The 8,862-nt window shown below is 65.4% G+C and carries 9 protein-coding genes and 1 pseudogene; 7 read left to right on the top strand and 3 right to left on the bottom strand.

The window, feature by feature from the left end; translation table 11 throughout:
• From VN856_RS13415 to VN856_RS13400, 4 genes are all read left to right on the top strand, one after another.
• On the top strand, positions 1–471 hold a 471-nt coding region (locus tag VN856_RS13415; RefSeq protein WP_325689762.1), incomplete at its 5' end, for a sugar ABC transporter permease.
• Positions 461–1,300: a carbohydrate ABC transporter permease gene (locus VN856_RS13410; protein ID WP_325689760.1), complete on the top strand. Its 840-nt coding sequence runs from the start codon at positions 461–463 to the stop codon at positions 1,298–1,300. The genes VN856_RS13415 and VN856_RS13410, both read left to right, overlap by 11 nt.
• 4 nt (positions 1,301–1,304) lie before the next feature.
• A complete protein-coding gene (locus VN856_RS13405; protein ID WP_325689758.1) occupies positions 1,305–2,486 on the top strand; it encodes a sn-glycerol-3-phosphate ABC transporter ATP-binding protein UgpC in 1,182 nt (393 codons plus the stop codon).
• Positions 2,483–3,079, top strand: a complete 597-nt coding sequence (locus VN856_RS13400; RefSeq protein WP_325689756.1) for a suppressor of fused domain protein — start codon at positions 2,483–2,485, stop codon at positions 3,077–3,079. Before VN856_RS13405 ends, VN856_RS13400 begins: the two co-directional genes overlap by 4 nt.
• Positions 3,080–3,147: 68 nt before the next feature.
• Here the strand turns inward: VN856_RS13400 and corA are convergent, their stop codons facing one another.
• Positions 3,148–4,257 (bottom strand): magnesium/cobalt transporter CorA, encoded by a 1,110-nt coding sequence (gene corA / locus VN856_RS13395; RefSeq protein ID WP_414686946.1) that lies wholly within the window; start codon positions 4,255–4,257, stop codon positions 3,148–3,150.
• A gap of 212 nt (positions 4,258–4,469) precedes the next feature.
• On the opposite strand from corA, the gene VN856_RS13390 reads away from it, so the two are divergent.
• The 3 genes from VN856_RS13390 to VN856_RS13380 are packed head-to-tail and all read left to right on the top strand — an operon-like array spanning position 4,470 to position 7,553.
• The gene (locus VN856_RS13390; RefSeq protein ID WP_325689754.1) at positions 4,470–5,459 is read left to right on the top strand and encodes a malate dehydrogenase; all 990 of its coding nucleotides are present in this window, start codon (positions 4,470–4,472) and stop codon (positions 5,457–5,459) included.
• A gap of 58 nt (positions 5,460–5,517) precedes the next feature.
• Positions 5,518–6,708 carry an NADP-dependent malic enzyme gene (locus VN856_RS13385; RefSeq protein ID WP_325689752.1) on the top strand — a complete coding sequence of 397 codons (1,191 nt, stop codon included), beginning with the start codon at positions 5,518–5,520 and terminating at the stop codon, positions 6,706–6,708.
• Complete coding sequence (locus VN856_RS13380; protein ID WP_325689750.1) at positions 6,705–7,553, top strand: glycine betaine ABC transporter substrate-binding protein; 849 nt, start codon at positions 6,705–6,707, stop codon at positions 7,551–7,553. Before VN856_RS13385 ends, VN856_RS13380 begins: the two co-directional genes overlap by 4 nt.
• On the opposite strand, the gene VN856_RS13375 is transcribed toward VN856_RS13380, so the two are convergent.
• Positions 7,550–8,380: an SDR family oxidoreductase gene (locus VN856_RS13375; protein WP_325689748.1), complete on the bottom strand. Its 831-nt coding sequence runs from the start codon at positions 8,378–8,380 to the stop codon at positions 7,550–7,552. The genes VN856_RS13380 and VN856_RS13375 overlap by 4 nt on opposite strands.
• A gap of 342 nt (positions 8,381–8,722) precedes the next feature.
• A pseudogene (locus VN856_RS13370) lies at positions 8,723–8,862 on the bottom strand (type VII secretion protein EsxI); the annotation flags it as partial.

Below are 8,862 nucleotides of genomic sequence, written 5' to 3'. Positions count from 1 at the left end.
GCCAACCTGCTGCCACACGGCAGCGCTCCTCTGACTCACCAGTTTTCGTCGCTGGGCGTCGTCGTGATCGCCGAGGTATGGAAGACAACGCCGTTCATGTCGCTGTTGCTACTGGCCGGCCTGGCGCTGGTGCCGGCAGACCTACTGCGGGCCGCAGAGATCGACGGCGCCGGCGCATGGCGGCGGCTGCGGAAGATCACGCTGCCACTGATCAAACCGGCGATCCTGGTGGCGCTGCTGTTCCGCACGCTGGATGCGTTCCGGATCTTCGACAACATCTACGTCCTCACCGGCGGCACCGGCAACACTGGCTCGGTGTCGGTGCTTGGCTACGACAACTTGTTCAAAGGCTTCAATGTCGGTTTGGGGTCGGCGATTTCGGTGCTGATCTTCGGCTGCGTCACCCTGATCGCCTTCATCTTCATCAAGTTATTCGGCGCGTCGGCACCAGGCGGCGGCGATGCGCGCTGAGCGAAAGGGCGCCCGGCGTGCCGCGGCATGGGTGACCGTCGACGCCATGGTGCTGGTGTACGCGCTAATGCCGGTGCTGTGGATTCTCAGCCTTTCGCTCAAGCCGACGTCAACGGTCAAGGACGGCAAGCTGATTCCGTCGTCGCTGACGTTCGACAATTACCGCGGAATCTTCCGCGGCAATTTCTTCAGCTCGGCGCTGATCAACTCCGTCGGCATAGGCGTGACCACCACGGTGATCGCGGTGCTGATCGGCGCGATGGCGGCGTACGCGGTAGCGCGGCTGGAATTTCCCGGCAAGCGTTTGTTGATCGGTGTGGTGTTGCTGATTTCGATGTTCCCGGCGATCTCGTTGGTCACGCCGCTGTTCAACATCGAACGCAGGATCGGGCTGTTCGATACCTGGCCCGGGCTGATCATTCCGTATATCACCTTCGCCTTGCCGCTGGCGATTTACACACTCTCGGCCTTCTTCCGGGAAATCCCGTGGGACTTGGAGAAGGCCGCGAAAATGGACGGCGCCACACCGGCACAGGCATTCCGGAAGGTAATCGCCCCACTGGCCGCTCCGGGCATCGTGACCACGGCCATCCTGGTCTTCATCTTCGCCTGGAACGATCTGCTCCTTGCCCTGTCGCTGACGGCCACCGATGCGGCGATCACGGCGCCGGTGGCGATCGCGAACTTCACCGGCAGTTCGCAATTCGAGGAGCCGACCGGATCGATCGCGGCGGGTGCCATGGTGATCACGGTGCCGATTATCGTTTTTGTTCTAGTCTTCCAACGACGGATTGTCGCGGGATTGACGTCGGGTGCGGTGAAGGGATAGCGCGATGGCCGAGATTGTGTTGGACCGGGTGACCAAGAGTTACCCCGACGGCGCGATGGCCGTGCAGGAACTCAGCCTCACCATCGCCGAAGGCGAGTTCGTGATCCTGGTCGGGCCTTCCGGCTGTGGAAAATCGACGACGCTCAATATGATTGCCGGACTGGAGGATATCTCCTCCGGAGAACTCCGTATCGGCGGCGAGCGGGTCAACGAGAAGGCGCCCAAAGACCGCGACATCGCGATGGTCTTTCAGTCCTACGCGCTCTACCCGCACATGACGGTGCGGCAGAATATCGCATTCCCGCTCACTCTGGCGAAGATGAAAAAGGTTGAGATCACCGAGAAGGTCGAGGACACCGCGAGAATTCTCGACCTCATCGACGTCCTCGACCGCAAGCCCGCACAGCTGTCCGGCGGTCAGCGTCAGCGGGTCGCGATGGGGCGGGCGATCGTGCGCCACCCGAAGGCATTTCTGATGGACGAGCCGCTGTCTAACCTCGACGCCAAACTGCGTGTCCAGATGCGCGGCGAGATCGCCCGGCTGCAGCGGCGGCTGGGTACCACCACCGTCTACGTGACCCACGATCAAACCGAGGCCATGACGCTGGGCGATCGCGTGGTGGTGATGCGCGGCGGCGTCGTCCAGCAGATCGGAACGCCCGACGAGCTTTACGAGCGGCCGGCGAATTTGTTCGTCGCGGGCTTCATCGGCTCGCCGGCGATGAACTTCTTTCCCGCCGGCCTGACCGAGACCGGATTGAGCCTGACGTTCGGCGAGATCACCTTGACCCAACCCGTCCTCGATCTGCTTGCCACCAACTCGGCGCCGAAGGACGTCATCGTCGGCGTCCGCCCGGAGCACCTGCAGGATGCGGCGCTGATCGACGCCTACCAGCGGATCAGCTCGCTGAGCTTCGAGGTGAACGTCGACCTGGTCGAGTCGTTGGGCGCCGACAAGTACGTGTACTTCACCGCCGAGGGTCCGGCCGTGCACTCCGACCAGCTATCCGAACTCGACGACGAAACCGGGGGACCGGAACACGAATTTGTTGCCCGGGTGCCCGCGGCGTCGAAGGCCGCGAAGGGCAAGAAATTCGAATTAGCCTTCGACACATCACAACTCGCGGTATTCGATCCGGACAGCGGTGCGAACCTGACGATCGTCCCGCCGCCCGAGACGCAGTGACCCAACCACTGGTGCGGGTGCGGGAGCACCTGGACGCCCACTTCGGCCGCGCCGATCCCGACGTCGCCAGCGTGACGTTTCTGGGTGCGGAGTCTCTTGATGTGTTGCGCTATCACCCTCACGTAGACGGGGTGGTGCATTACGTGTCGCTGGGCTGCTCGCGGCATCCGATGGTCGACCCGACTGCGGTGTTCGCTGATCCTGAACAGGGCCCGCGAGCCGAAGTCGTTCTGCGGCTGCGTGATCCGGGAGCCATCACCGGACTCGCCCGCAGCCTGGCGATCGTGGCAGCGTCTCCCGCGGTCGAGGGCGTGGTGCTGGCGACGGATGCGCTGGTCGACCTCGGCACGCCGCTGTGGGCGCGACCGTCGGGGCGCGCGGCGTTCACCGCGGTGCTGTTGGGCGACAGCGACATCGCCGACCTGCCACTGGACCCGCCGCGCGAGCCGGTGCGCTTTCTGTCGGCGACGCCGATCACCGCGACCGAGGCCGCCTGGGTCCGGCTGAAAGGCGCCGACGCGATGCGCGCGGCGTGGCAAAGCGACGGGGTCGACGTGCTGGACCCCAATCGCCCTGCCGCACAGCCACACTGATCGGTCACGTCACAAGTGTCGCTCAGCACCTGCGCCAACGGACGTTCGATGTGCCCCAGGCAGCCGAACTACAGCCACTTCTGCTTGCGGAACCGGAAGTACAGGTAGGCACACGAGACCGCCATGGCGGCCATGACCCCCGGGTATCCCCATGTCCAGTTCAGCTCGGGCATGAACTTGAAGTTCATTCCGTAAATCGCTGCCACCATGGTCGGCACCGCCAAGAGGGCCGCCCACGCCGCCATCTTGCGCATGTCGTCGTTCTGCTGCGAGCCGACCCGGGCCAATGCCGCCTGCACCAGCGAGGTGAGCATGTCGTCGTAGCTGGCGATCTGATCAGCGGCCAGCGACTGGTGGTCGGAGACGTCGCGCAGATAGCGCCGAACTTCCTTGGAGATCAGGTCTTTGTGTTCGGTCTGCAGCCGCGTGAAAGGCACCGACAGCGGGTTGACCGACCGGCGCAGCTCGACGACCTCACGCTTGATCTGATAGATCGGCTCGATTTCGGTGCGGGACCCGGGGGAGAACGCGACCTCTTCGATGGCGTCGATGTCGGTCGCCATGTGCATCGTCACGGCGAGGTAGTGGTCGACCACTGCGTCGGCGATCGCGTGCATCACCGCGAACGGGCCCAGCCGGATGTGTTCGGGGTCGGCGTCCATTCGCTTACGTACGTCCGACAGCCCGCCGTGCTCGCCATGCCGTACGGTCACCACGAAATCGTGGCTTACGAACACCATGACCTCGCCGGTCTCGACGACCTCGCGGGTCAGTACCAGCGACTCGTGCGGAATGTAATTAACCGTCTTGAGCACCAGGAACAGCATGTCGTCGTAGCGCTCGAGCTTCGGTCGCTGGTGGGCTAGCACCGCGTCCTCGATGGCCAGCGGGTGCAGGTCGAACACGTCGCCGACCTCCTCCATCTGATGCTCGGTAGGCGAGTGCAGTCCGATCCACGCAAACGCTTCCTGCCCAGCCAGTCGCAGCTCGGCGACTTTGTTGCGGGCGTCGGGGTAACTGCAGCTGCCTTCCAGGCGTTGACCATCGACGTACACGGCGCAATCGACGACGGCCAGGTCGGCGGGTTGGTCGTCAACCGGCACGGGATGTCCGGTTTCGGTGGGAGCGAGGGCCCGCAGCGTCTCAGGTATGTCCGTTAACTCGCGAAAGGACGGCACGTGACACCTCCCCGGGTGAGCGCTCACATCAGATACAAACGTCGGTCATGTTACGCGCCCGACATGGCTATTTCGTGTTCGCGATCGCCCTGACCGGTGTTGATGCGGGGTAGGAATTTTCCGAGTCCGGGAGTGCGCTAGTTTCGACGCGACGCGATTGGGCATCAGGCCGATATCGCCTGTGCCGATCTCCACCCAAGGAGCGAATTGACGTGAGCACAACACCCCTGAAGGTTGCCGTCACCGGTGCCGCCGGCCAGATCGGCTACAGCCTGCTGTTTCGCCTGGCCAGCGGCTCGCTGCTGGGCCCCGACCGCCCGATCGAGCTGCGGCTGCTCGAGATCGAGCCCGCCCTCAAAGCGCTCGAAGGCGTGGTGATGGAGCTCGACGACGGCGCGTTCCCGCTGCTGTCCGGCGTGCAGATCGGCGCCGACCCGAACAAGATCTTCGACGGCGTCAACCTGGCCCTGCTGGTCGGTGCCCGCCCGCGTGGGCCGGGCATGGAGCGCGGCGACCTGCTGGAGGCCAACGGCGCGATCTTCACCGCGCAGGGCAAGGCGCTGAACTCCGTCGCCGCCGACGACGTCCGCATCGGGGTGACCGGTAACCCGGCCAACACCAACGCGCTGATCGCATTGAACAACGCGCCCGACATCCCCAAGGAGCGGTTCTCGGCGCTGACCCGGCTGGACCACAACCGGGCCATCTCGCAGCTGGCCAAGAAGACCGGCGCCAAGGTCACCGACATCAAGAAGGTCACTATCTGGGGCAACCACTCGGCCACCCAGTACCCGGACATCTTCCACGCCGAGATCAACGGCAAGAACGCCGCCGAGGTGGTCAACGACGAGAAGTGGATCGCCGACGACTTCATCCCGACCGTCGCCAAGCGCGGCGCGGCGATCATCGATGCCCGCGGCAGTTCCTCAGCGGCCTCGGCAGCGTCGGCCACCGTCGACGCGGCCCGCGACTGGTTGCTGGGCACCCCCAAGGACGACTGGGTGTCGATGGCCGTCATCTCCGACGGCTCTTACGGGGTGCCCGAGGGTCTGATCTCGTCGTTCCCGGTGACCACCAAGGGTGGCAACTGGAGCATCGTGCAGGGCTTGGACATCAACGACTTCTCCCGCGGCCGGATCGACAAATCGACCGCCGAGCTCGCCGACGAGCGCAGCGCGGTCACCGACCTGGGCCTGATCTGAGGCACTTCGGACGCTTGTCGATTAGGGCTACTAATGAGTAGTCAGTACGCTGGGCGACGTGTCTGAGTTGGTTGAATCGATACAGACCCACAATGACGAGGGCGCCATCACCGACGCGGAGATCTTCGAGGCGCACTCCGGGGGCAAGCTTTCCGTCGGCCTGACGACCGCGCTGGACAGCCAGCGCTCGCTGTCGATCGCTTACACCCCGGGTGTGGCACAGGTCAGCCGCGCGATCGCCGGCGACCACACCTTGGCGGCCCGCTACACGTGGTCGGGTCGGCTGGTTGCCGTGGTCAGCGACGGCAGCGCGGTCCTCGGTTTGGGTGACATCGGGCCGGCGGCGTCGCTGCCGGTGATGGAGGGCAAGTGCGGGCTGTTCAAGGAGTTCGCCGGCCTGGACGCCATCCCGATCGTGCTGGACACCAAGGACCCCGACGAGATCGTCGAGACGCTGGTGCGGCTACGCCCGACATTCGGTGCGGTCAACCTCGAGGACATCTCGGCGCCGCGCTGCTTCGAGATCGAGCGCCGTCTCGTCGAAGCGCTGGACTGCCCGGTGATGCACGACGACCAGCACGGCACCGCGATCGTCGTGCTGGCCGCGCTGATGGGTGCCGCAACCGCGCTCGACCGCGACATGACCGAGCTGCGCGTCGTCATCTCAGGCGCCGGGGCAGCGGGGGTGGCATGCGCCAATCTGCTTCAGGCCAGGGGTATTTCGGACATCACCGTGCTGGATTCGCAGGGCATTCTGCATCGCGACCGTGCCGGCATGAACGGCGTGAAAGCCGAACTCGCGGGCCGCACCAACCCGCTCGACCGCACCGGCGGCATGGTCGAGGCGCTCGAAGGCGCTGATGTCTTCCTCGGGGTCTCCGGCGGCGTGGTTCCCGAGGAACTGATCGCCACCATGGCGCCCAGCGGCATCGTGTTCGCGTTGTCGAACCCCGATCCGGAGGTGCACCCGGACGCGGCGGCCAAGCATGCGGCGATCGTCGCCACCGGGCGCAGTGACTTCCCGAACCAGATCAACAATGTGCTGGCCTTCCCCGGCGTGTTCCGCGGAGCGCTTGACGCCGGTGCCCGCCGGATCACCGAAGAGATGAAAATCGCTGCGGCCGAGGCGATTTACTCCATTGCCGCCGACGACCTGGCGCATGACCGGATTGTTCCGAGTCCGCTCGATCCGCGGGTCGAGCCGGCGGTTGCGGCCGCGGTGGCCGCCGCAGCAGATGCCGCGGAGTGACTGCGGGCCGGTTCATCGCGCTGGTGCTGAGTGTTGCGCTGGCGACGGCCGGTTGCGGCCACACCGGGCACCACGCGGCGGAGCTGGTCGTCGGATCCCGTTCGGGTGTCGAAGCAACGCTGCTGGCTGACATCTACACCGGTGCACTGCGCTCCTACGGCTTTCCGGCGCGCACCGAGCAGGCGCCAAACCCGTTGGCCCAGTTGGACTCTGGCGCGTTCGGCGTCGTCCCCAGCCTCACCGGCCGGGTGCTGCAGGCTTTCCAGCCGGGGGCCACCGTGCGTTCCGATGCGCAGGTCTACAAGGCGATGATCGGCGCGCTGCCGGAGGGTATCGCCGCCGGTGACTACACCACCGCGGCCGAGGACAAACCCGCGCTGGCGGTTGCCGAATCGACATCGAAGAGTTGGGGCGGCAGCGATCTCGGCACGCTGCCACAGCACTGCGACGGGCTGATCGTCGGATCGATCGCCGGTGCGCCGACGCCCCCGGCGATCGGTAGCTGCCGGTTACCTGCAACTCGCGAATTCACAGACGATGCAAAGCTTTTCGCCGCGGTCAAGGCCGGTGAGGTGACGGCGGCGTGGACCACCACCGCCGATCCGAATGTCCCGGCCGACCTCGTGGTGCTCACCGACGGCAAACCGGCGCTGCTGCAGGCCGAGAACGTGGTGCCGCTCTACCGCCGCAACGAGCTCACCGATCGGCAGCTGCTGGCGGTCAACGAGGTGGCCGGCGTGCTGGACACCGCCGCACTGGTCGAGATGCGCCGACAGGTGACCGCCGGGGCTGACCCGCAGGCCGTGGCCGACGCCTGGCTGAACGAACACCCGCTCGGGCGTTAGCGCGACGGCGGCTTCATCCGTCCGACGACGGGGGCGAACAGTCGCTGGTAATGCGAACCGGTGACTCGCACGATCAAATCCAGCACTACGGCATCCTGGCCGACCAGCACCCGGGCCTTGTTCTTACGCACCCCGTCCAGGATGATCTCGGCCGCTCGCCGCGGGGTGGTGCTGGCCAGTCGCTTGTCGAAGAACGTGGACTGCGCCTGCGCGCTGACCCCTTCGGCGGTCAGGCCGTTACGGGCGATCGCGGTTTTGATGCCGCCGGGGTGCACTGACGTCACCTTGACCGGTTCGCGGTTGAGCACCATCTCCTGCCGCAGCGCTTCGGTGAAGCCACGCACGGCGAACTTGGCCGAGTTGTATGCGGCCTGCCCGGGCATCGACATCAGCCCGAAGAGGCTGGAGATGTTGACGACGTGGCCGTCGCCGGATGCGCTCAGGTGCGGCAGAAATGCCTTGGTGCCGTTGACGACTCCCCAGAAGTCGACGTCCATCACCCGCTCGATGTCTTTGAAGTGGCTGATGTCGACGTCGCCGGTGAATGCGATGCCGGCGTTGTTGTAGATCTGATTGACCTTGCCGTAGTGCTCGTTGATGTGGTCGGCGTAGATCTGGAAGGCCTCACGCTCGGTGACGTCGAGCCGGTCGGATCGCACCGGCGCGCCGATGGCCTTGAGCTGTTCCTCGGTCTGCGCGAGCCCTTCGGTGTCGACGTCGCTGATCGCCAACGAGACGCCCGAGCGGCCCAACTCCAACGCCAGCGCCTGGCCGATGCCCGAACCGGCGCCGGTCACCGCGGCTACCTTTCCGGCAAACCCTTCCATGGCAACTCCTTGATGCTGGGGGATTGCGCTCCAGGCTAGCCGGTACCGCCGGTATCGCCGAGAGCGGGACCCGGCCATCGGCTGGCCGCGAAATCTCGGTGAGTCTCACCCGTCACATCGGCCTCTGAGGTCGGCGACATCCCTTTTTCGTTTTGTGACCACCGGCGATATCACCCTGCCGTGATATCGCCGGTGGTCACCATTCTGAAAACGAGTGGCAACTAGCCGACGGTGCTGCTGTGACTCGTGGTGACCAGCCTCAGAGCTGGCGCCGCCCTGGCCTGGAAAAAGTTGTGGCCCGCACACCGATGGGTGTGCGGGCCACAGTGGGTGGTGTGGGGGTTAGGCCCAGCTGGAGCCGACGGCGGAGTCGGTGGACGACATGTTGTTGCCTGCCGTCTGGACCTTCTGGCCGTGGGAGTTGGCTTGTTCGTAGATGACCTGGAAGTTGCGGCCCAACTGGGTGATGAACTCCTGGCAGG

Source organism: Mycobacterium sp. (genome assembly GCF_035603715.1).
GTDB lineage: Bacteria > Actinomycetota > Actinomycetes > Mycobacteriales > Mycobacteriaceae > Mycobacterium.
The sequence above is the reverse complement of the archived record's forward strand: the minus strand, read 5'-3'. Positions and strand labels throughout refer to the sequence as shown.

What these genes read in the sequence shown, in the direction of transcription:
- VN856_RS13410 (WP_325689760.1), top strand. Translation starts at nt 461, where the DNA reads ATGCGCGCTGAGCGAAAGGGCGCCCGGCGTGCCGCGGCATGGGTGACC.
- VN856_RS13405 (WP_325689758.1), top strand. Translation starts at nt 1,305, where the DNA reads ATGGCCGAGATTGTGTTGGACCGGGTGACCAAGAGTTACCCCGACGGC.
- VN856_RS13375 (WP_325689748.1), bottom strand. Translation starts at nt 8,380, where the DNA reads ATGGAAGGGTTTGCCGGAAAGGTAGCCGCGGTGACCGGCGCCGGTTCG.